This window comes from Streptomyces kanamyceticus, from assembly GCF_008704495.1.
GTDB lineage: Bacteria > Actinomycetota > Actinomycetes > Streptomycetales > Streptomycetaceae > Streptomyces > Streptomyces kanamyceticus.
Genome location: NZ_CP023699.1, coordinates 9,556,650 through 9,578,910, shown reverse-complemented (window position 1 = coordinate 9,578,910; position 22,261 = coordinate 9,556,650). Strand labels below are relative to the sequence as shown.

At 73.4% G+C, this 22,261-nt stretch carries 18 protein-coding genes; 13 read left to right on the top strand and 5 right to left on the bottom strand.

Going from position 1 to position 22,261, the window contains the following annotated elements:
- The first annotated feature begins 94 nt into the window (after positions 1-94).
- On the top strand, positions 95-1,003 hold the full coding sequence (locus CP970_RS41420; protein ID WP_055544039.1) for an alpha/beta fold hydrolase: 909 nt from the start codon (positions 95-97) through the stop codon (positions 1,001-1,003).
- 14 nt (positions 1,004-1,017) lie between these two features.
- On the opposite strand, the gene CP970_RS41415 is transcribed toward CP970_RS41420, so the two are convergent.
- Entirely contained in the window at positions 1,018-1,794 is a 777-nt protein-coding gene (locus tag CP970_RS41415; RefSeq protein WP_055544018.1) for a helix-turn-helix transcriptional regulator, read from the bottom strand.
- A gap of 183 nt (positions 1,795-1,977) precedes the next feature.
- Here CP970_RS41415 and CP970_RS41410 point away from each other — a divergent pair, with 183 nt between their 5' ends.
- From CP970_RS41410 to CP970_RS41365, 10 genes are all read left to right on the top strand, one after another.
- Positions 1,978-2,892 (top strand): thiopeptide-type bacteriocin biosynthesis protein, encoded by a 915-nt coding sequence (locus CP970_RS41410; RefSeq protein WP_055544017.1) that lies wholly within the window; start codon positions 1,978-1,980, stop codon positions 2,890-2,892.
- Positions 2,889-5,588: a lantibiotic dehydratase gene (locus tag CP970_RS41405; RefSeq protein WP_055544016.1), complete on the top strand. Its 2,700-nt coding sequence runs from the start codon at positions 2,889-2,891 to the stop codon at positions 5,586-5,588. Before CP970_RS41410 ends, CP970_RS41405 begins: the two co-directional genes overlap by 4 nt.
- Before the next feature lie 78 nt (positions 5,589-5,666).
- A complete protein-coding gene (locus CP970_RS41400; RefSeq protein WP_055544015.1) occupies positions 5,667-5,852 on the top strand; it encodes a hypothetical protein in 186 nt (61 codons plus the stop codon).
- A gap of 37 nt (positions 5,853-5,889) precedes the next feature.
- Positions 5,890-6,084, top strand: coding sequence for a hypothetical protein (locus CP970_RS41395; protein WP_055544014.1), 195 nt, complete (start codon positions 5,890-5,892; stop codon positions 6,082-6,084).
- Positions 6,085-6,364: 280 nt separating this feature from the next.
- Complete coding sequence (locus CP970_RS41390; RefSeq protein ID WP_150494623.1) at positions 6,365-7,585, top strand: lanthionine synthetase LanC family protein; 1,221 nt, start codon at positions 6,365-6,367, stop codon at positions 7,583-7,585.
- A gap of 5 nt (positions 7,586-7,590) precedes the next feature.
- Positions 7,591-9,459: an ABC transporter ATP-binding protein gene (locus CP970_RS41385; protein ID WP_150494620.1), complete on the top strand. Its 1,869-nt coding sequence runs from the start codon at positions 7,591-7,593 to the stop codon at positions 9,457-9,459.
- Positions 9,452-11,293 carry an ABC transporter ATP-binding protein gene (locus CP970_RS41380; RefSeq protein WP_055547121.1) on the top strand — a complete coding sequence of 614 codons (1,842 nt, stop codon included), beginning with the start codon at positions 9,452-9,454 and terminating at the stop codon, positions 11,291-11,293. Before CP970_RS41385 ends, CP970_RS41380 begins: the two co-directional genes overlap by 8 nt.
- A 161-nt stretch (positions 11,294-11,454) precedes the next feature.
- Positions 11,455-12,342 carry an SGNH/GDSL hydrolase family protein gene (locus CP970_RS41375; protein WP_055547123.1) on the top strand — a complete coding sequence of 296 codons (888 nt, stop codon included), beginning with the start codon at positions 11,455-11,457 and terminating at the stop codon, positions 12,340-12,342.
- 120 nt (positions 12,343-12,462) lie between these two features.
- On the top strand, positions 12,463-13,353 hold the full coding sequence (locus CP970_RS41370; RefSeq protein ID WP_055547183.1) for an endo alpha-1,4 polygalactosaminidase: 891 nt from the start codon (positions 12,463-12,465) through the stop codon (positions 13,351-13,353).
- 55 nt (positions 13,354-13,408) lie between these two features.
- On the top strand, positions 13,409-14,149 hold the full coding sequence (locus tag CP970_RS41365) for a methyltransferase domain-containing protein (protein WP_055547125.1): 741 nt from the start codon (positions 13,409-13,411) through the stop codon (positions 14,147-14,149).
- 15 nt (positions 14,150-14,164) lie between these two features.
- On the opposite strand, the gene CP970_RS41360 is transcribed toward CP970_RS41365, so the two are convergent.
- The 3 genes from CP970_RS41360 to CP970_RS41350 all read right to left on the bottom strand — a co-directional run bounded on the left by CP970_RS41360 (position 14,165) and on the right by CP970_RS41350 (position 17,290).
- Positions 14,165-15,745, bottom strand: a complete 1,581-nt coding sequence (locus CP970_RS41360) for a PTS ascorbate transporter subunit IIC (protein WP_055547127.1) — start codon at positions 15,743-15,745, stop codon at positions 14,165-14,167.
- A gap of 25 nt (positions 15,746-15,770) precedes the next feature.
- Positions 15,771-16,550: a PTS sugar transporter subunit IIA gene (locus CP970_RS41355; protein ID WP_055547185.1), complete on the bottom strand. Its 780-nt coding sequence runs from the start codon at positions 16,548-16,550 to the stop codon at positions 15,771-15,773.
- Between the two features lie 68 nt (positions 16,551-16,618).
- Positions 16,619-17,290 carry a YceI family protein gene (locus CP970_RS41350; RefSeq protein ID WP_398656711.1) on the bottom strand — a complete coding sequence of 224 codons (672 nt, stop codon included), beginning with the start codon at positions 17,288-17,290 and terminating at the stop codon, positions 16,619-16,621.
- On the opposite strand from CP970_RS41350, the gene CP970_RS41345 reads away from it, so the two are divergent.
- Together CP970_RS41345 and CP970_RS41340 are read left to right on the top strand one after the other, a co-directional pair.
- Positions 17,275-18,276, top strand: coding sequence for a DUF3048 domain-containing protein (locus CP970_RS41345; RefSeq protein WP_055547129.1), 1,002 nt, complete (start codon positions 17,275-17,277; stop codon positions 18,274-18,276). The two genes, CP970_RS41350 and CP970_RS41345, sit on opposite strands and share 16 nt — an antisense overlap.
- 78 nt (positions 18,277-18,354) lie before the next feature.
- A complete protein-coding gene (locus CP970_RS41340; RefSeq protein WP_055547131.1) occupies positions 18,355-21,432 on the top strand; it encodes an NACHT domain-containing protein in 3,078 nt (1,025 codons plus the stop codon).
- Here CP970_RS41340 and CP970_RS41335 read toward each other — a convergent pair.
- Positions 21,416-22,231 carry an NAD(P)H-binding protein gene (locus CP970_RS41335; protein WP_055547133.1) on the bottom strand — a complete coding sequence of 272 codons (816 nt, stop codon included), beginning with the start codon at positions 22,229-22,231 and terminating at the stop codon, positions 21,416-21,418. The two genes, CP970_RS41340 and CP970_RS41335, sit on opposite strands and share 17 nt — an antisense overlap.
- Positions 22,232-22,261: the final 30 nt, after the last annotated feature.

The following is a 22,261-nucleotide window of genomic DNA, read 5'->3' as shown; positions in this document are numbered from 1 at the left end:
CCGGGGCCGCCACGTCCCCGGAAAGCCACGACCCGCGCGCGCCGCCCGCCGAAATCCGGCTGCGGATCCGCGGCCCGTGCTGGACACTCCGGACATGCCGATCATCGAATCCTCGCCCGGAGTGTCCCTCGCCCACGAGACCTTCGGCGACCCCGGCGATCCGGCCGTCCTGCTCGTCTCGGGCTTCAGCGCCCAGCTGATCTCCTGGCACGAGGACTTCTGCCGTGCCCTCGCGGCCCGCGGCCGCCACGTGATCCGCTACGACAACCGCGACTGCGGCCTGTCCACCACGTTCGACGAGCATCCGGTCGACATGGGCGACTTCATCGCCGCCGTGAGCTCGGGAGACGTTCCGACCGCCCTCGCGATGGTGCCGTACTCGCTGCGGGACATGGCGGACGACGGGCTCGGCCTGCTGACCGCGCTCGGCATCGAGCGGGCCCATGTGGTCGGCTCCTCGATGGGCGGCATGATCGCCCAGACGATGGCGATCGCCGATCCGGCGCGGGTGCTCACCCTGACGTCGATGATGTCCTCGACCGGCGAGCCCGGGTACGGCGGATCGAGCCCCGAGGCCCAGGCGGTGCTCCTCGGCCCGAGGCCCGCCGACCGCGCGGGGTACGTGGCGGCGGCGGAGCGGGAGATGGTGTGGGCCTCCCGGCGGTACGGCGACCCCGCCGCGCTGCGTGATCTCGCCGCCGCGAGCTACGACCGCGCCCACCACCCGGCCGGGGTCGGGCGGCAGATCGGCGCGATGGTCCTCGGCGGCTCACGCGCCGACGCCCTGCGCGAGCTGCGCGTGCCGACCCTGGTGATCCACGGTCTCGACGACACCCTGATCGACCCCAGCGGCGGCGAGCGCACCGCGGACCTGGTGCCCGGGGCGGAGCTCCTGCTGATCCCCGACATGGGGCACGACCGCCCCAGGGAACTCTGGCCCGAGCTCATCGACGCCCTGGTGGCGCACACCGGGCGGGCCGGGAGCGACGGCGACCGGGGCTGAGCCGCGACGCCCGTTCAGACGCCGGGCAGCAGCCCGACGTCCCTGGCGTGCAGCACCGTGGCGAGGCGGTCGGCCGTGCCGAGCTTGCGGTACACGTTCTCCAGGTGCTTGTGCGCGGTGCGCGGCGAGATGCCCAGTCTGCGGCCGATGGTGTCGGCGGTCAGGGACTGCGCGAGCAAGGTGAGGACCACCGTCTCGCGCGGCGTGAGCCCGTATTCGGCCGCCCGGTCCAGGGTGTCCTCGGGGCCCTCGCCGGGCACCGGCGGCAGCAGGCGGCTCGCGTGGGACATGTGGTCGACGACGGCCGCGAGGAGCGGCTGGATCCGCCGGGCGACCTCCAGATCGCGCTCGCCGTACAGCTCGCCCCGCCTGCCGAGCACGATCAGGTGGCTCGCCCCCTCAGGCGCGGGCAGCGGCAGCGCCATCTGGTGATCCGCCTCGAACGCCTCTTCAAACACGTGCCTCGCTGCCTCGTCGGGCCAGGGCGGCGCACCCCACACCTGACGGTCGGTGAGCGGCGACCTGTCGCCCGTGCGCCGGTAGTGGCACACCAGCGGATGTTCGTGCAGCGACTCGTCCAGGGCGCGCATCCTTGGGTCGACAGGCGCCGAGGGCGGCGGGCAGGGCACCGGTGTGTCCGGCCAGCCCCGCGACGCGAAGAGGATCTTCGCCGGGCTGTCCAGGACGTCGCCGAGCTCCGCTCTGACGAGTTCCCAGGGCAGCGTGGACTGACGGCTGTTGAGGATGGCGACGGTCAGGTCGAGCACCCGCTGGTAGTCGTGTGCGGACATGCAGGCCACGGAAAGCCCCCTCCCTCCGCACTCTCCGGATTAGAGGACCAGGCCCCGGCCTGTCAAGCGCGGGGACGGTTCGTCCGCTACGCAGAGGTACGCATATCGCCCACGGCCCGCCCGGCGGCACTCTGACAGGGCGGCCGAGAGCGCGCCGCGTTCCGTCTCGCGGGGGTGAGGGGCATGGACGAGTTCGGCTGTCTGCGTACGCCGGACATCGTGACGCCGGTCGTACGGCGCCACCCGGGTGCCTGGCTGCACTTCGGGGTGGCGCCCGCCCGGCGCGGGCAGCGCGAGCTCTACGCCGAACTGCACGACCTGAGCCGGGAGTTGCTCGCCGACGGCCGGGCGCAGGAGTTCTTCTTCCTGCACAAGCACCCCGGACTGCGGGTGCGCTGGCAGACGGCGCGGCCTCACCGCCCCGACGTCGAGGGCCTGTTGCGGCAGCGGCTCGTGGCCTGGCAGCAGGAGGGCCTGATCGAGGCGTGGCACGCCGGAGTGTACGAGCCGGAGGAGTATCTGTTCGGCGGTCCGGTCTCGATGCGCAGCGTCCACCGGGTCTTCACCGCCGACTCGCTTGCCTGGCTCGGCTTCCACAGCGAGCCCCATGACGGCCCCGCCGGGCGCAAGGACGCGGGAGTGCGCCCGGCGTGGGCCATGTCGCTCCTCATGGTGCGCGCGCTGCTCGACGCGTTGGAGGTCCTCGGCTGGGAGGACCTCGACGTGTGGGACCGGCTGCGCCGCCAGACGGGGCGCCGGTACGCGGCCGATCTGCGCGCGGCGGGCACGGCGGGCCCCGCGGCGCAGGTCGGCCGCATCGAGGCCGCGCTGCGCGCCGCGTGGGCGGACCTGGAGTCCCTGGCCGCCGCGCTGCCCGAGGCCGTGCGGCGCCACGCCGAGGAGTTCCGGGTGTCCGTGGCGCTCGCCGGGGAGCGGTGGCTGCGCTCGTACTTCACCGCGGGCGACGCGCTCATCGGACCGCGCGAGGCCGCCGCGTTCGCCATCGTCTTCCACTGGAACCGGGCGGGGCTCTCCGTGCTGCGCCAGGCGCTCATCGCGGAGGCGCTGACGGCACGACCGGGAGGGGAGCCGCGGTGACCGGGCGAGAGACACGGGGCCCGTTCGACGCCGAGTCGGCGCAGGGCGCGGAGTCGCCACAGGGCGACACGGTGCTGCTGCGCACGGCGGGGCTTCCGATGCGGCTGTGGTGCGCGGGCGGATCCCCTGGACTGTTCCGGCTCATCGCCGAACTGGAGCGTACTGAGGGCGACTTCGCCCGGATGAGCGCGCGGCTCGCCGACGCCGTCGGCGCGGTCCTTGTCCCCCACCCGGCCCTCACGGTCCCCGAGCGCCGTCTCGCGCTCTCCGCCCGGCGACGGCTGTACCGCGGCAGGCCCCTCCCTGACGCGGACCACCGGCGGCTCGTCGCCGTCGCCCGGCGCGTGGCGCCCGAGGGCTCCCTGGCTCAGGTGCTCGTGGGCGCCCACGCGTCGGCGGCGCAGCTCAAGCGCGCCAGGATCGCCGTCGGGCGCCGGTACGAGGAGGAGAAGCGCCGACTGGCCCCGGCGGGCCACGCGCTGCTGACCGGCTCCCCCGTCGGCGGCCGTGCCGTGCGCGACGGCACGTTACCGGTCGGCATCGAGATCGCCGAACGACTCGCCGCGGGACGTCCCTGGACGGACCGTCAGATGCGCAAACGCGCGGACTACCTGTGGCGCATGATCGCCCGCGGCGCGGTGAAGGTGACCCCGCGCGGCTGGCTGGGCCAAGTGGCCGTGGTGAGCGTGACGGACGACCCGGCCGCGCCGGATCGTCCGCTCACGCTCACCGACGAAGTGGCGACGGACTGGACGGAGAACATTCAGGCGGGGGCGGACGCGACGACCGCCGGAGGGCCGGAGGGCGCGCCGTCGGCACTGACCGGCACCACGGACGCCGCAGGACCGAAGAACGCACCATCGGCGCCGACCGACACCACGGACACCACAGGACCGAAACACGCACCATCGGCGCCGACCGACACCGCAGGACCGCAAGACGCGCCGTCGGCGCTGAGCGACACCAGGGACCCTCAAGCCGCCGTGCGCGCGGAGTCCGCGGGTGGCGGGCGTCCCCTCCCGCCCGCCACCCGCGTCTCCTTCAACCCGTTCCTGCGCGTGACACCGGACCGTCTGGAGGCCCTCGCACTGGAGACCGGCAAGGACACCCTCCTGACCCCCGTACGCATCCGGCGCACCCCGCTCGTGAACCGCCTGCGCGAGTTGCTGCGCGGCGGCGCGCTGTCCCTCGTCGAGCTGGAGGCCGCGCTGGCCCCGCCGTCCGGGGGCGGGATCCGGCCCGATGTGCTGCGTCAGTTCCTGCTGCGGCTCGCCGAGTTGGACGTCGTACAACTGCGGCGGCCCACCCCGCGGCGCTGGCACGGGTGGCACGGCCCGCTGAGCGGTGCCGGGCCTGACGCGTCGTCCGAGCGCGTCGACGGCGGCTACCTCGACGTGTACCGCCGCACTCCGGACGCGCTGCGCGCCACCGATCTGGCGATCCTGCGCGCGGCGATCGGGCAGGCACTGCGCCTGCACGCGCTGATCGACGAGGACGCGGCGACGGGCCTGGTCAAGGCCGCGCCCGCCTTCGTGTACGGGCAGGACAGGCCGGTCCTCGACATCCTGCGCGACCGGATCGACGCGCAGGGCGACACCCCGGTGAGCGTGCACGTCCCCGCCGCCGAGTGGCCCGAGCCCCGCTCGCCGGGATCGGGGTACGCCAGGCTCGTCGACTGGCTCGGCAGCCGGATCGACGCCGCGCCCGGGGCCCGCGCCATCGACATCGGCCCTGCGGTGCTCGACCGCTTCGGCGCCCCCGAGGCGCGCCCCGACTGGCCGCTCGACTGCGTCGTACGCACGTTGCCCGGCCGGAGCTGGGCCTTGGACATCGTGGCGCCCGCAGGGGTGTACGACGCCCGTTTCGTCGGCGCCCTGGAGCGGCTGCACGGCCCGCTGCCGCACGTCGACGCGTACCGCGACTTCCTGCGGCGCCTCGACCGCGAGAGCGGCGTGCCCTCCGTCGAGCTGCTCTTCCCCGCCCTTTCGCGGTTCGCCGCCAACGCCGTGCGCAGGCCCCTGTACACGAGCGCCTGGACCGGCGACCCGGATCTGCCGGGGTACTGCGAGGGGACGTACGGCGGCCACCCGCGCTTCGTACCGCTGGACGAACTGAGCGCCCGGTGGACGGGCGGCCGGGTCGTGGTCAGCGACCGCGCCGGACCCGTCCGCCCGCTCTACCACTCGGCCCGCAACGCACCGCTCCCCTGGGACCAGGTGGCCTCCCTGCTGCTGCGCGACGCGCCGCAGCACGCCGCGCGGCGCCGCAGGCTCCGGCACTCCCTGACGGCACTGCCCAAACGGGAGTACGTCCCCCGGATCACCGTCGCCGGATCACTCGTGCTGTCCGCCGCACAGTGGCGGCTGCCCGTCACCGCGCTACCCCTGAGGGGCGCCGCCGAACTGGAAAGGGCCGGGCAACTGACGCGGCTGCGTGCCCGCTTGGGGCTGCCGCGCTGGGCCTTCCTCTCGGCGGCGCCCGGCGCGGACTCACCGCTCCCGTGCGATCTGGCGAGCCTGGGGGCGCTGCCCGTCCTGGAGCGGACGGGCGACCTCGCCTTCGTCGCGGGCGCCGCGGCGGTGGTGGTCGAGGAGATGCTCCCCTCGCCCGCCGAACTGACCGTCGCCGACCTCTCCGACCCCGTCGCCGGGCCTGTGACCGCGGAGCTGCTCGTCCGCCTCCCCCGGTCCGCGTGAGCGGATCCCCGAACGCTGCCACGGCACGACCGGTGGCAGCCCGGCAACTCCACTCGCAGGGAAAGGAGGTGACAGGTGATGGACGGTGAGGTGACCGCCGCCGACGCGTACGTGGTCGACGAGCTCGACGACGTGGACGCGCTGATCGACCAGCTGGAGACGCAGTTCGACGACTCGCAGCTCCTCAAGGTCGGCATCGTGGGCACGACCCAGGGATGCACCCAGGTCGGCGGCTGCACGGGCAGTTGTCCGTGCAACCAGTAAGCACGTGAGTCCTGTTGACAGAAGGGAGGTGACAGCAATGGACAACATGACGGACGGCACCGAGGGCTTCGCGCCCGACAGCCTGGACAGCGTCGACCAGGTGGACGCGCTGATCGACCAGTTGGAGACGCAGTTCGACGACTCGCAGCTCCTCACGGTCGGCATCGTGGGCACCACTCAGGGGTGCACCGCGGCCACCAAGTGCACCGGCTCCTGTCCGTGCGCCCAGTAACGACAAGGTGACTTGTCCTCCATGTCGGGGTGACCCGTCGGCCCACGCCGGAGTGGCCGTCCGTACCTCCCCACCCCGCCCATGACGGGCCGCCGGAACCGCTCATGCCTGCGGCACCGGCGGCCCGTTCCCCTTCGCCGACCAGTCGACCGGTCGCCTCACCGACTCATCGACTCACCGGCTCACCGGCTCACCGACTCACCGGCTCACCGGCTCACCTGCTCACCTGCTCCGGAAACCGATACGCCGCCCGTCCGCCACCGCGAAAGGCCGCCGCCCCATGACCACCACCCACCGGACCCCGGCTCCGGCCACCGATCCGCAGCGCTCCCCCTCCCCCTCCCTCTCCGACTCCGTCGCCATCTCCACCCGCGTCCTGACGGCCTTCGCGGACCTCGCTCCGAAGGGCGCGCGGGGCGCGGAGTACAGCGTCGACTTCGGGCCCGCGGTCCTCGCCGCCCTCACCGTCGCCGCCCACGGCCCCCGACGGCCGCCCGAGGCCGCTCCGCGCGCTGTCGCGGCCTGGCTGCGGCAGTTGCGGCAGGGCTGCACCCATCCGGGCCTGTTCGGCTGGGGTCTTGGCGGCTATCTGCTCGGCCTGCGCACCGCGGCGGCGGCCTGGCCACGGCTCGGCGGGCTCGCGGACACCGCCTTCAGGGAACTCGCGGCCTGCTCGGGGAGGTGGCGTACGGAAGGTCTCGCCTGGTCCGACTACGACCTCGTGACCGGGACGGCGGGCAGCCTCCTGGCCCTCGCCGCGGACCCGGCGTGCACACGGCAGGACGTCGCGCACGCGGTGGGGCACCTCACCGCGCTGTGCGCGAACGCCGATCTGGGGCGGCTGCGAGTGGGCCGGTACAAGGACGAGGAGATGCGCGGCTGGAACCACGACCGGGTCAACTCCGGCGCCGCGCACGGCGCCGCCGGGGTCGCCACCGCCCTGTGCGGGGCGGCCGACGCGACCGGTCTGACGCAGGAGATCGCCGCGTCCCTGGAGCACCTGGCGTCCTGGTACCTGACGCGGTACGAGTCGGGGGCGCGGTCCGTCATCACCTGGCCGCCCGCCGGGGGCATGACACATCTGCCGAGCCGTCCCCTGACGTGGTGCTACGGCACGCCGGGGATCTCCTGGGCGCTCTGGGAGACCGGCCGGGTCCTCGACGACGCGCCGCTGCGCGAGTTCGCGCTGCACGCCGCCGCCTCGTTCCTGCGCGGATACGACGAGGAGGCCGACCGGCCCGATCTGAGCCTCTGTCACGGGATGCCGGGGCTCGCCTTGCTGTGCGACGCCTTCGACCGGCACGCGGGCCTGGCCGGGGCCGCGGCGCTGCGCGACCGGCTCGTCGCCCGTGTCCTGGCGCGGCTCGACGAGGTCACGGATCTCGCGGCGCACGACGGCACGCTCCTGACCGGCGCCACCGGGGCCTGCGCCGCACTGCTCACCCTGGAGTCAGGGACGTCGGGGGACCGGTCCTGGCTGGCCGCGTTCGGACTGCGGTGACCGGCGTGGCCGAGCAGCGGGGGGTACGGAGGACGAGGCCGAAGGACCGGGCAGGGCGCGGCCGTACCGCATCGCCGGTGGGCGCCCTGCTGCGGCTGCTGCCCCGGGCGTCGCTGCCGCTCACCGCCGCACTCACCGCACTCGCGCTGCTCGACGCCGCCCTGGCGCCCGCGCTGATGCTGAGCGTCGGTGTCCTCGCGGGGCGGCTGCCCGGGGCGGGCGCCGGGCTCGGTACGGCCGCCGGGCACGGCGTCCTGACCGCGTTCGCCGTGCTGTGCGGCGTCTATCTGGCCGGTCTGCTGGTGGAGCCAGCCATCGAGGCGACCGCGGGGCGGCTCGGCAGGCGGGTGGCCGCGTACACCGCGCGGCTCGTCATGCACGGTTCGCTGCGCCCCGCGGGGGTCGCCGCCCTGGACGATCCCGCGGTGGCCGACCGGCTCACCCTGGCGCAGGGGCAGGGCACCGGCATGCTGCCGGTGGCGCGGGCGGTGACGGCGCTGCCCGCGCTGTTCTCGGCCAGGGCCGCGGGGGCGACTTCGGCCGCGCTGCTCATCGGCTTCCACTGGTGGGCGCCGCTGCCGCTGATCGCCGCCTGGACGGTGTCGGGGGCCTGGCGGGACAGGGAGGTGCGGCGTGCGGTGGACGTCCAGGCGGGTTCGACGACCGAGCTGCGGCGCGCGGAGTACCTGCGCGCGGTGGCTCTCGACGGCGGGGCCGCCAAGGAGATCCGGGTCTTCGGGATGTCGCCGTGGCTGGTGGACCGGTTCACGCGCGCGTGGCTCGCCGGGGTGGGCAGGGTCGGCGGGAACCGGCGCCGGGCGGCGGTCCGTGACCTGGTCGCGGGCGTGTCGCTGGTCGCCGCGCACGCGGCGGTCCTGGTGCCGCTCGCCGTCCAGTCCGCGCACGGCGAGGTCGGGGTGGCCCGCACGACCGTGTACCTCCAGGCCGTCCTGGGCACCGCGGCCCTCGGCTGGCTGGGCGATCTGCAGTGGACGCTGGCCAGGGCGAGCGCCGCCGTGCCGCCCGCCCTCGAGGTGGCCGCGCTCCCGGAGCGGGACACGGTCGTCAGCGGCCCGCTTCCGGCGGCAGGGCTGCCCGCGTCCGGGATCCGCTTCGAGAAGACGGCGTTCGGCTATCCGGGCAGCCGTCGTCCGGTGCTCGACGGGCTCGACCTGTGGCTGCCCGCGGGCGGTTCGCTCGCCCTGGTCGGTGCCAACGGCGCGGGCAAGACCACGCTCGTCAAGCTCCTCGCCCGGCTCCACGACCCCACGGCGGGCCGCGTCACCGTGGACGGCACGGACCTGCGTGACCTCGACGTCACCGCATGGCGCCACCAACTCGCCGTGGTATTCCAGGACTTCGTCCGCTACGAGCTGCCCGCCAGGGACAACGTCGGCTTCGGCGCGGTGCGCGCGCCCCGGGACGACGAGGCCCTCGCGCGCTGCGCGCGGCTGGCCGGGCTCGATCCGGCCGTCGCCGGGCTCCCGCACGGCTGGGACACGCCGCTGTCGCGCCGCTTCACCGACGGCACCGACCTGTCGGGCGGTCAGTGGCAGCGCCTCGCGCTGGCCCGCGCGCTGTACGCGGTGGAGCACGGGGCACGCGTCCTGGTCCTCGACGAGCCCACCGCACACCTGGACGTGCGGGCCGAGGCCGAGCTGTACGAGCGGTTCCTCGACCTCACCAGGGGCCTGACCACCGTGCTGATCTCCCATCGGTTCGCGACCGTGCGGCTCGCCGATCGCATCTGCTACGTCGAGGGCGGCCGCGTCGTCGAACAGGGCGGCCACGACGAGCTCATCGCCCAGGACGGCCGCTACGCCCGGGCGTTCGCCCTGCAGAGTGCCGCGTACGCCGGAGGAACCCATGCATAAGCCCCATGAACCCTCAGCTGTCCGGGAGAAGCCCGGGCGCGCCCTGCTCGCCCGGGCGCGGGCCGCAGCCCTCCTGATCGCCACCGCGTTCCGTGCCGACGCCCGCAGGGCGCTGCTCGTCCTGGTCCTGGCCCCGGTCGTCGGCGGCTGCGGCGTCGTCAGCGGGCTCGCCATCCGCCAGGCCACCGACGCCGCGCTGCGACACGACTTCGGGGCCGCCCTGACGGCGGCCGTGCTGCTCGTCGCCGCGGTCGTCACGACGTACACGGCGGGCGCGCTCGTCTCCGTCCTGCGCATCCACCTCCAGCAGCGCGTCGGACTGCTCCTGGACCGGCGCCTGATGGAGCTGACCGGCGGCATCCCCACCCTCACCCATCACGAACACCCCGACTACCTGGACCGCATGGAGCTGCTGCGCACCCACCGCGGCGAGCTCGGCGGGGCCTTCGGCGCCCTGGTGGAGAACCTGCGGGCGCTGTTCGGCCTCGGCACCACCCTGGCGCTGCTCGTCACGGTCCATCCCGCGCTGCTCACGCTGCCGCTCTTCGCCCTGCCCACCGTCTTCGCGGCCCACCGCGGCAGCGTCCTGATCGGCCGCGCCGAAGGGGAGAGCGCCGAGCGGGAACGGCTGCGCCGCGCCCTCCTGGAACTGTCCTGCTCCCCCGCCGCGGCCCGCGAGATCCGCGTCTACGGCCTGGCCGACGAACTCACCCGGCGCCACGACGCCCTCCAGGACACCGTCCGGCGCGCCCGCGACCGGGCCGACACGCGGGCCGCCGTGTGGTCGGGCGGCGGCTGGCTGGTCTTCGCCACCGGATATCTGGGCGGCGTCCTGCTCTCCCTGATCGCGGTGGCGCGGGGCGAGGGCACCCCCGGCGACGTGGTCCTGACCCTGGTGCTCGGCGCGCAACTCCTCGGCTCCGTATCAGGGTTGGTCGCGCTCGGCTCGTGGCTGCAGCACGCCCTGCGCGCCGCGGGCCACTTCCTGTGGCTCTCCGACCACGCGGCGCTCCCGGAGAACTCCCCCGCCCGCCCCGGCGCCGACCCGGCACCGCCACCGGGGCCCGGGGCCGAACTCGTCCTGGACCACGTGTCGTTCACCTACCCGGGCACCCGGCACCCCGTCCTGGACGACGTCTGCCTGCGCGTTCCCGCGGGCACCGTCATCGCGCTCGTCGGTGAGAACGGCGCGGGCAAGACCACCCTGGTCAAGCTCCTGTGCCGACTGTACGAGCCGACGTCGGGCACCATCTCGTACGGCGGCGAGGACATCGCCACCCTGGACGTGGGCGCCTGGCGAGGGGCGCTCACCGCGTGCTTCCAGGACTTCCAGCGCTTCGAGCTGACGCTGCGCACCGCCGTCGGGCTCGGCGACCTGCCCCGCGCCGACGTCACCGACGCGGTCACCGGGGCGCTCGCCAGGGGCGGCGGCGCCGGGCTCCCCGGGCAGCTGCCGCACGGCCTCGACACCCAGCTCGGCCCGACCTTCCCCGGCGGCGTCGACCTGTCCACCGGCCAGTGGCAGCAGACCGCGATGAGCCGTACGACGATGCGGGAGCGGCCCGCGCTGCTCATCCTCGACGAGCCGACGGCGAGCCTGGACGCGGCGTCCGAGCACGAGCTGTTCGCCCGCTACACGGCCGCGGCCCGCGCCTCCCGCACGCCGCCCGTCACGGTCCTCGTCTCGCACCGCTTCGCGACGGTGCGCGCGGCCGACCTCATCGTGGTGCTCGAAGGACAGGGCGTCCGCGAGGCGGGCAGCCACCCGGAGTTGATGGCGCGCGATGGGCTCTACGCGGAGCTGTACCGGCTCGGCACGCGCGGCAACTCCTGACCCGGCGGGAGCGGCGGGGCCGAAGGGAACCACCGCTTGTCACCCGGATGCCAATTCCGCACGCGAGGACACGCATCCTCGGTCGTAGTGAGCGGTCCAGAGCTGAACTATGGTGCCGGGCCCCGGATCGCTTCCCGATCCCCGCCCGGAGGAGAACGCTCATGCGGATGCCCGCACAGCATCGCACCGCGGCGGCGGCCGTCGCCGCCGCCTCGTTCGCCGCTCTCGGCCTCGGCATCGGCACGGCACCGGCCGCCGCCGACACGGCGGACCCCCTGCGCTACGTCGCCCTCGGCGACAGCTACAGCGCGGGCTCCGGCGTGCTGCCCCTCGATCCCGGCGCGCCCCTGCTGTGCGCCCGCACCTCGAAGAACTACCCGCACCTCCTCGCCGCCTCGCTCGGCGCCACGCTCAAGGACGTGACCTGCGGCGGCGCCCAGACCAAGGACTTCGCCGAGTCCCAGTACCCGGGCGTCGCCCCGCAGTTCGACGCGCTGAGCGCCGACACCGATCTGGTGACGCTCACCATCGGCGGCAACGACAACGGCACGTTCATCAACGCGATCCTCGCCTGCGGCAGCGCGGGCATCGTCACGGGCGGTCAGGGCAGCCCCTGCAAGACCCTCCACGGGAACACGTTCAAGGACCAGGTAGAGACGAAGACGTACCCAGCGATCAGGACCGCGCTCAACACGATCAAGGCCAGATCCCCGAAGGCGAAGGTCGCGATCCTCGGCTATCCCTGGATCACCCCGGCCAAGGCGGTGCCCGGCTGCTTCCTGAAGATGCCGATCGCGCAGGGCGACGTGCCCTATCTCCGTGACCTCCAGGCCACCTTGAACGGCGCGGCCGAGCGGGCCGCGGCGGAGAGCGGCGCGACCTTCGTCGACATGGCGGCGGCCTCCGACGCCCACGACGCCTGCCGTCCCGCGGACCAGCGGTGGATCGAGCCCGTCCTGTTCGGCACCAACTTCGTGCCCGTGCACCCGAACGCCGCGGGCGAGGCGGGCATGGCCGCGCGCACGGCCGAGGTCATCGGCCGTCGCTGACCCGTCCCTGCCCCGTCGCCGACCCCGAACAGACCCTGGGCCACCCCGTCCCCCGGCCCGGCCCGGGGTCCTGCCGAAGGGTCCGCGCGGCGCGGCTGCGATCCTTGATCCGTGAACGGCATCAAGTGGCGTACCCGCACAAACCGCTCCGCGCGGATCCTTCGAGCAGGCGTCGGCGGCGCGCTGCTCCTCACCCTGCTCACCGCGTGCTCCTCCGACGGATCCGGCGGATCGGCCGGGTCCAGGGAGCCCGGCGCGTCCGGCGACGCGAGCGGCTCCGCGGGCGCGGTCCGGCAACCGCCGGTGGACGCGCCCTTCGACTACCAGCTGGGCGGCCCCTACCCGCCCCCCGCCAAGGTCCGCGCCGTCTCGCGCGACCGCACCGCGGACCCCGTGCCCGGCCGCTACAACATCTGTTACGTCAACGCCTTCCAGGCCCAGCCGGGCGCCGACGCCGCGCGCTGGTGGCAGCGCGAGCACCCCGACCTGATCCTGCGGGACGACGACGGCGATCCCGTCGTCGACGAGGACTGGCAGGAGCCGCTGCTCGACATCTCCACGAAGAAGAAGCGCGCGGCGCTCGCCGAGGTCGTCGGCCGGTGGATCGACGGCTGCGGCAAGGCGGGATTCGACGCGGTGGAGCCCGACAACCTCGACTCCTACGAACGCTCCGACGACCTGCTGACCAAGGATGACGCGGCGGCGTTCGCCCGGCTGCTCGCCGAGCGCGCGCACGCCAAGGGCCTCGCCATCGCGCAGAAGAACACCACCGACCTGATCGGCGAACACCGCGGGATCGGCTTCGACTTCGCCGTCACCGAGGAGTGCGCCCACTACAAGGAGTGCCCCGCGTACGAGAAGGCGTACGACGGCAAGGTCTTCGACATCGAGTACGAGACGAAGGACTTCGACGACGCCTGCCGCAGGTGGGGCGAGAAGCTCTCGATCACCCTGCGCGACCGTGATGTGAGCGCCAAGGGCGAGGACGGGTACGTGTACCGGCACTGCTGAGCGGCCGCCGGATATTCGGACGCGTCCGCCCGGAAGCGAAAGGTACGGTCTCCGGATGGCTGATGACGACGGTTACTTCGGAGAGAGCACCGCGGCCACCTACGAGGACTTCGTAGCGCACAGGTTCAGGCCGGAGGTGGTGAGCCCGACGGTCGATGTGCTCGCCGGGCTCGCCGGTGACGGGCAGGCCGTCGAACTCGGCATCGGGACCGGTCGGATCGCACTGCCGCTGGCCGCGCGCGGGGTACCGGTGCACGGCATCGACATGTCCCGGGCCATGGTGACCAGACTGCGGGCCAAGCCGGGCGGCGACGCCGTGGGCGTGACGATCGGCGACTTCGCGACGACCCGCGTTGCGGGCGCCTTCTCCCTCGCCTACCTGGTCTTCAACACCATCAACTGCCTGACGACGCAGGACGCCCAGGTGGCCTGCTTCCACAACGCCGCCGACCATCTGCTGCCCAGCGGCACCTTCGTGGTGGAAGCGGGGGTCCCCGAGCTCCGCAAGCTGCCCCCGGGGCAGACCGACGTGCCGTTCCACATCAGCCCGACGCAGTGGGGGGTCGACACCTACGACGTCGCCACGCAGGCGATGACTTCGCACTACGTCACGCTCGTCGACGGGCAGGCCGAGCACTCCTCCACACCCTTCCGGTACGTGTGGCCCGCCGAGCTCGACCTGATGGCCCGTCTCGCCGGACTGCGACTGCGCCACCGCTGGGCGGACTGGTCGCGGGCCCCCTTCACCGCCGAGAGCGGCGGACACGTCTCGGTCTGGGAGAAGCCGATCGACTGACGCGCGCGCCCGTGCTCAGCCCCTGTCGCCGTCCGGCGGCGGGGGCGGCGTGGGTGCCCCGCGCGGCGGCGCGATCTTCGCGTACGTCACCGGGGCGCCCTCGGCGCCGGTGCCCGTGGCGGCCGGGGTGAGCGTCTCGACGGGCGGCAGCAGCGCGTCGCGCCTGGCGCCGGGGTCCCAGCCCGTCTCCACGACCCGCTTCTGCACGACGATCGCGCCGAACAGGATGACCGCGCCGATCAGCAGCATCAAGACGATGCCGATCGCGTCGCCCGCCTTGGCGGAGTACCCGATGAGCGTGCCGAACCAGCCGAAGTCGGCGTCTCCGAAGGTGGTGTTCTCCTCGCCGAAGGCGCCGAGGACCTTGAGGAGCAGCGCGGGCAGGAACGTGATCAGGACGCCGTTGACGAACGCGCCGAGCGCCGCGCCGCGACGGCCGCCGGTCGCGTTGCCGTAGACGCCCGCGGCGCCGCCGGTGAAGAAGTGCGGGACCAGGCCCGGCAGGACGAGCGCGAGCCCGAAGGCGGGGTGGAAGACCCAGGCGAGGAGTCCGAGGCTGATCAGACCGCCGACGAAGCTGGAGATGAAGCCGATGAGGACGGCGTTCTGGGCGTACGGGAAGACGATCGGGGCGTCGAGGGAGGGGACGGCGCCGGGCACGAGCTTGCGCGCGATGCCCTGGAAGGCGGGCACGAGCTCGCCGAGGATCGTCCGGACGCCGAAGAGGATCACGGCGACCGCGATGCCGAACTGGAGTCCCTGCATGACGGACTGCATGACGTAGTCGCCGACGCCGCTCGCGCCCGCGGCGCCGTCCTCGCCGAACGCCTTGAACGCCGCTTCCTTGCCGACCTTGGCGAGGAAGACGAGCGACATGATCAGGTAGATGAGGACCATGGACAGGGCGGTCGCGACCATCGAATCGCGCAGGAAGCGCAGCCCTTCGGGCAGGTTCATCTCCTCGGTGCTGCGGCTGCGGCGGCCCACCAGCTGCCCGGTGGCGCCCGCCGCGATGTATCCGGCCGTGCCGAAGTGGCCGATCGCCACGCTGTCGTTGCCGGTGACGCGCTTGGTCCAGGGGTGCGCGAAGGCGGGCATGGCCACCAGCAGGATGCCGAGCAGCACGCCGCCGACCACCACGACGATCCACGAGGGCTGGCCCGCGATGGCGAGCACCATGGTCAGCAGGGTGGCCATGAACAGCATGTGGTGGCCGGTCAGGAAGACGTAGCGCAGCGGTGTGAAGCGGGCCAGGAGGAGGCTGATGGCGAAGCCGAGGATCATCAGCCAGGCGACGCGGGCGCCGTACTGCTCCTGCGCGATGCCGACGATGGCCTCGTTGGTGGGGATCACGCCGTGCGCCCCGGTGGCGCCCTGGATCATCTCGCCGAGCGGGGCGAGGGCGCCGACGACGAGCGTGGCGCCCGCCCCGATGAGGAGGAAGCCGAGCGTCGCCTTGATGGCGCCGCCGACGACCTGTCCCGCCGACTTCTTCAGGGCGATGAGACCCGCGGCGGTGATGAGGCCGATGAGGTAGGCGGGTTGGCTGAGGATCTCGTTGACGAGAAACTCGGCGATCGACACGAGCCAGTCCATGGTGGTGTTCTCCTTGCCCGCGCCGTCAGACGTCGTAGGTGTCTCTGAGCACGCGGTCGGCCTCCGCCGCGCTGGTGAAGTCCTCGACGACCTTCACCGGGACGCCGACGTCGCCGAGCGTCCGCGCGATCTCCCGGGAGGTGAGGATGGCCACGGCCTCGTTCGCCTTGCCCTTGGCGGAGATGGTGTCGGTGGCCTCGACGGTGACGTATCTGCCCCAGCCCCACCGATCCAGGACGCCCTCGACGGTCTGCTTCAGGAAGAGGCTGGTGCCGACGCCGTTGCCGCACACCGTCAGGATCTTATGGAGCTCGCCGCCCCCGCGTGCCGCGGCCTGCCGCGGGGCCCCGGCCTCCTGACCGCCCCTCAGGATGTCGTGCACCGCCTGCGCGGTGGGCGCCTCGCGCAGCGCGCGTGCCGTGTCCTGGTCGGCGAGCAGCCTGGCGAGCGCGCCCATCGCCGCCGTGTGTTCGGAGGCGTCCTTGGCGGCGAGGCCGACGACCAGCTCGACGGGGTCGTTGCTCTCGTGCCCGAACACGACGGGCCTGGCGAGCCGCACCCACGACATGCCGGTCTTCAGTACGGCCGGTGAGGGTCTGGCGTGCGCGAAGGCGAGTCCGGGCGCGATGACGATGTAGGGCCCGTTCCGCTCGACGTTCTCGATCATCTCGGCGGTGTACGTGTCCGTGGCGGCGCCCGTCGCGACCATCAGGTCACCGGCGCGCCGGACGGCCTCGCGCCAGTCGGCCGCAGGGGCGTCGACGGTCACGGCCGCCACGGGGAGGAGTTCGCTCAGCGCTGCCATGACCATGATTCTCGCGGACGCGCGCCGCTCGGCACGTCCTGGGCGCCGTTCGGGGGCCCGCGCGCCCGTCAGCGGACCGCGTGGACGTCCAGATCGACGTGGAGACGGCGGCCCGTCATGCCGTTGGCCTTGGTGACGCCGAGCGCGTACCGGTCGACGGTCGCCGTGCCCCGGACGGCAAGGCGTCGCTCGTCGACGGTGACCGCGTCGACGCTCACCTCGACGGGCCCGCTGACGCCACGGACCGTCAGCTCACCCTCCAGTACGGCCAGTGGACCGGTGAACCGGATCCGGTGGCCGCGAAAGACGATCTCGGGGTGCGCCGCCGCGTCGAGGTAGTCGGCGGACCTGACGTGCTCGTCGCGCCGCGCGAGACCCGAATCGAAGCTGTCCGCGCGGATCGCGACGTCCACGGTCGACTCCTCGACCGCGTCGGCGACGGTGACGGCGCCCCGCGCGACGGCGAAGGTGCCGCGCACCGGGACGAGGCCGAAGACCGAGCGGGTGCGGAAGCGCACCGCCGATGCCTTCGCGTCGATGACGTACGTACCGGGCTCGGGCGTCGGGCCACGCGCTTCGCCCCCGGAAAGAGTGACGCGCGCCGGTTGGATGGCCCCAGCCGTGATTGGCCGGGGGTCTTCGCGAGGTAGTACTGCGCCTGCCGCACCGCGGCGACGACCGGTTCCCCGCAGGGACCCGTACGGACACGAATGGAGACGCCGCGATGGCAGCAACGACACAGCGGGCCGCCCGCAGCACCCGGCTCCGCGCGACGGCGCTCGCGCTCGCCGCGACGGCCGCGCTCGCCGTGGGTGCCGTGGGTGCCCCTTCCCACGCGACCGCCCCCGCGCGAGGGGACGCGGCGCCGCACCGCGGCCCCTCCCCGTTCACCGGCCTGACGGCACCTCAGGGCCCGGTCCTCGCGGTGAAGTTCGACAACGCGCGCGGGGCCCGCCCGCACACCGGTCTCGACAAGGCGGACATCGTCTATGTGGAGAAGGTCGAGGGCGGCATGAGCCGTCTGATGGGCGTGTACTCCAGCAAGCTGCCCAAGACGGTCGGTCCCGTGCGCAGCGCGCGCGAGTCCGACATCGAGCTGCTCCGGCAGTTCGGCCACCCCGCCCTCGCCTACTCGGGGGTGCGCAGTTCGCTGCAGAAGGTCCTCAGGGACTCCCCGCTCTACGCCCGCCCGCACGGCCGCGCCCCCGGCGCCTACTTCCGCAACGGCTACCGGACCGCCCCGCACAACCTCTTCCTACGACCCGCCGCACTGCTGCGCACCGCGCCCAGGGCCTCCCGCCCCACCGACATCGGCTTCCGCTTCGGCCCCGCCCCCAAGGGCGGCACCCCCACCGAGCGGCGCACCGTCAGATACGCCTCGGCCAGCCACACCTTCCGCTGGTCGCCCCGGCAGGGCCGCTGGCTCGCGTCCTTCGACGGCGCCCCGGCCCGCAGCACGTCCGGGTCCAGGCTCGGGGCGAGAACCATCGTGATCCAGTACGTCACCATGCGTCCCTCGCGCTACAAGGACGTCAACGGCGCGGTGACGCCGTACATCGAGACGGTCGGCAGCGGCAAGGCGCTGGTGCTGCGCGACGGCAAGAGGTACGCCACGCACTGGAAGCGGTCGGCGGCCACCGGAGGCACGTCCTTCACCCTCGCCAACGGCCGCCCGATGCCGTTCGCGCCCGGGCAGGTCTGGATGGTGTACGCGGACCGGCGCTGACTCAGGCGCCCTCCTCGTGGCACGCTGACACCTGCTGGAGAGTGCTCAGCCGCAGAGTGACGGCCATGGGGGGCTGCTGTGGGACCGCGCAGACTGCTGTCGTTCGGAGACGCGTTGGTGCTGCTCGGCGGGGATCCGCCCGCCATGGCGGCGCTGGACCGGGTGCTCAGCGGAGCGCTCAACCTGGCGACCGGCGGCCTGAGCGGCGAGTTGCTCACCATGCTCGGCGAACGCGGGCGGATCCTCGGCCTGGGCCGCACGGCCGCCCGTGGCCTCGGCGAACGTCTGGGTCGCGCCGAGGGCCGGGCCGACCGGGCCCACGTCCTGGAGGCGGCGCACACCGTCATCGTCGTGCTCGCCTTCTTCGAGGCCCTGGAGCAGGCGGAACTCCCCGTATCCCTGGACGACTTGGAGCTGACCCGCCGGGAGCAGATCACCCTGGCAGGCGGTCGGCTCCCCGCCGACGAGGGGTTCGTGCCCGCCATGATCCAGGTGGACGCGCCGCGTCCGGCGCCCCACCTCCCCTACGAACTCCACATCGCCGAACTCCGCGACTGGTACCGGCACCTGGCGTCCCGCACGCACGACTTCCTGCAAGGCCTCGCCGTGTGGGACCAGTTGGACGACGCCGCTCGCACGGCTGCGGCGGACACCGTGCGCGAGGCGGTCCCCCGGCACGCCGTCGAGCAGTACGAAGCCCTGTACGCGCGGCTCGCCACCGAAGCACCCGAATTCCGCTTCTGGTCCGAGCAGACGGAGCACCAGGCCACCCGCGGCGAGATGCGCCGCGCCCTCGCCGGGCTCGAGGCGCACCTCGCCGCGTCCGCCGCGCTGCGCCGCCAGCCGGTGAGCATCGCCGACGCCCTGTCACGGGCCCACCGTTCGGCGCTGACCCGTCGCGTCCTGGACGCCGAATCGACCCCTGAGGGGATACGCGTCCCCACGCTGGCCGAGGTGTATCTGGACCCGGACTTCCGCGTGCGCCCCGTGGACGGGCAGGGCGGCCCGGCGAACGAGGAGTGGTGGGCGGGGGCTCCGGTGCGCCAGGACCTCACGGACTATCTGGCCGGGGCGCTGACCTCGGAGGGATTCACGTCGGCCCCGCTGCTGGTGCTCGGGCAGCCGGGAGCGGGCAAGTCGGTGCTCATCCGCATTCTCGCGGCGCGTCTGCCGGCCGCCGGATTCCTGCCGGTGCGGGTCGCGCTGCGCGACGTACGCGCGGACGACGAGATCCAGGACCAGATCGAACAGGCCATCCGTGACACCACCGGGGAGCAGACCACGTGGCCGGAGGTGGTGCGGTCCGCGGGCACGGCCATGCCGGTCGTCCTGCTCGACGGCTTCGACGAACTGCTGCAGACCACGGGGGTGCACCAGAACGACTTCCTGGTCCGGGTGGCCCGGTTCCAGGAACGGGAGCGGGAACAGGGACGTCCGGTCCTCGCGGTCGTCACGAGCCGCACCGCGGTCGCCGACCGGGCCCGCTACCCGGAGGGCACGGTGGCGCTGCGCCTCGAACCCTTCCGGCCGGCGCAGATCCAGGCGTGGCTGCGCTACTGGAACCTGGCCAACGCCCTGCACTTCGCCGCGGTGGGCCTGTCATCGCTCACCTGGGACGCGATCGGGCCGCACCGGTACCTGGCCGAGCAGCCCCTCCTCCTCACGATGCTCGCGCTGTACCACGCGGCGGGGAACGACCTGCGCGGCGCCGACGAACGCCCGCTGGACGAGGCCGACATCTACGAGGCGCTCCTCAGCTCGTTCGCCCGCCGCGAGGTGGGCAAGGACGCCAGGGACACGGCCTCGGCCGCCCAGCTGGACGAGCGCGTCGAACACGAGCTGGAGCGGCTCTCGTTGGTCGCCTTCGCGATGCACAACCGGCGGCGCCAGTGGGTCTCGACCGCCGAACTCGACGACGATCTGGCGGCGCTCTTCGGCCGGACCCCGACACGGCATTCCGGATTCCGCGCCCCGCTGGGGCAGGCCGAAGTCGCCCTGGGGCGCTTCTTCTTCGTCCAGCGCGCGCAGTCGATCCGGGACGGGCAGCGGCTGTCCACCTATGAGTTCCTGCACGCCACGTTCGGTGAGTACCTGACGGTCCGGCTGACCGTGCAGCTCGTGAACCAGCTCCTCGGCCACCGGCCGGTGCTTTCCCTGGGCCGCGAACCGGTCAACGACGATCTGCTGTTCGCCCTGTTGTCCTTCGCGCCGCTCTCCTCCCGGCAGTTGCTGCGCTTCGCACGGGCCCGCGTCGGGCAGATCGCCGACGACGAGCGGGAGCGCCTGGCCGAGCTCGTCATCCGGGTACTCGGGGAGCGGGAACTCCGCGCCGAGCAGCCGCACTCGGCGTACCTTCCCCGGCGGATCCGCACCGCTTCCCGGCACGGGATCTACAGCGCGAACCTGGTCGTCCTCGCCCTGCTGCTCACCGGCGGTACGACGGCCGGTGCGCTCTTCCCCTCCGCGAGTGATCCGGGCAGCGCCTGGCACCGGCACGCGCTGCTGTGGCGGTCCTCGTTCGAGGAGTCGCAGTGGACGGACTTCGCACTGTCGCTGACGGTGCGGCACACGAGGGACAGTCGGCAACGCGACGTAGAAATCGCGCTCAGGGACGGTGAGCGGACCGCTCCCGAGCTGGTGGACGGCCACTGGCTCTACCGCATCCCGCGGGAGGAGCGGGAGGTCTTCTGGTACCGCCCCTACTGGGAGGAGATATGGCACAAGATGGATATCTCGTCCGGGACGAACGACGGGTCGGCGCTCCAGGCGTTGCGTCCGCTCTTCGAGCACCTGGGGCCGCTGGTCACCCTGTTCAACGGCGGCGGAAGCCGCAAGGCCACGTCCGCCGCACACGATCTGCTGCGGCTGTGGCTGGACGAAGGTGAGGGGACGTCCGCGGAGGACCTCGCGGAGCTGTACCGCCGGGTCGGCATGGCCTTCAACGTCCTCGAACGGAATGACCCGATCGCTCAGCGCCTCGGTTCCCTGTTGCTCGACCTGCTCGACCGCGACCTGCCCCGCTTCAGCCTGGAGGAAGCCGTCAACGTCATTGCCTCGTTGTCCTACGAGGCGGGTGCCGAGTTCGGGGAACGGATGCTCCAGCGCGTCGAGTCCCACTCTCCCGACCTGTACGAGCGCCTCACCGACGACCGCTGAGCGCCCGCGCGTACGCCTCCACCGCGGACCGCGGCGCCCGCCCGAGCAGCGCCCGCAGGGCGTTGTCCCCGACGGACGTGCCGTCCAGGAACCCCCCGGCGATCGCCGAGTACGTGCTCAGCAGCATCGGGACCTGGAAGGGCAGCGCCTGGCCCGCCCCGGCGATCGCGGCGCGGGTCTCTTCGAAGGTGCCCGGTTCGTACGAGCCGCCGGTCGCGGCCGCAAGGTCGGCGCCGCCAAGGCCATCTTCGCCGACGAGCTCGTAGGTGCGGCCCGCGTGCGCGTCCGGCGCCGTCGCCACGCGCACCGCGACCTCGGCGAGGTCCTCGCGGGCCACCGCGGCGAGGCGGCCCCTGCCAAGCGGCGCCGCGATCGTCCCGTCGGGGCCCGGCGCGGCGATCGCGGCCAGGAACTCGGCGTACAGGCCGTTGCGCAGCACGGTCCAGCGCAGCGCGGAGGCGCGCAGCCTGCGCTCGGTCCAGCGGTGCGCCAGGGCGTACGTCAGGTGGTCGCCGTCACCGCTGAGGCTGGTGTAGACGAGGTGGCGCACCCCCGCCTTCTCCGCGGCGGATATCGCGGCCTCGTGGCGGGCGATGACGGTGTCGTCCTCGGCGGCCCCCGCGGAGATCATCAGGAGCGTGTCGACGCCGGTGAAGTCCAGGGACGCCGGGTCGTCGAAGTCGACGCGGCGCTCGCCGGGCGCCGGGTGGCGGGTGGCGAGGACGACGTCGTCGCGGTCGGCGACGCGGGCGGTGACGAGCGTGCCGAGGGCGCCCGTGGCACCGGTGATCATGAGCATGGGAAGGTTCCCCCGTGGTGGATGGTTGCG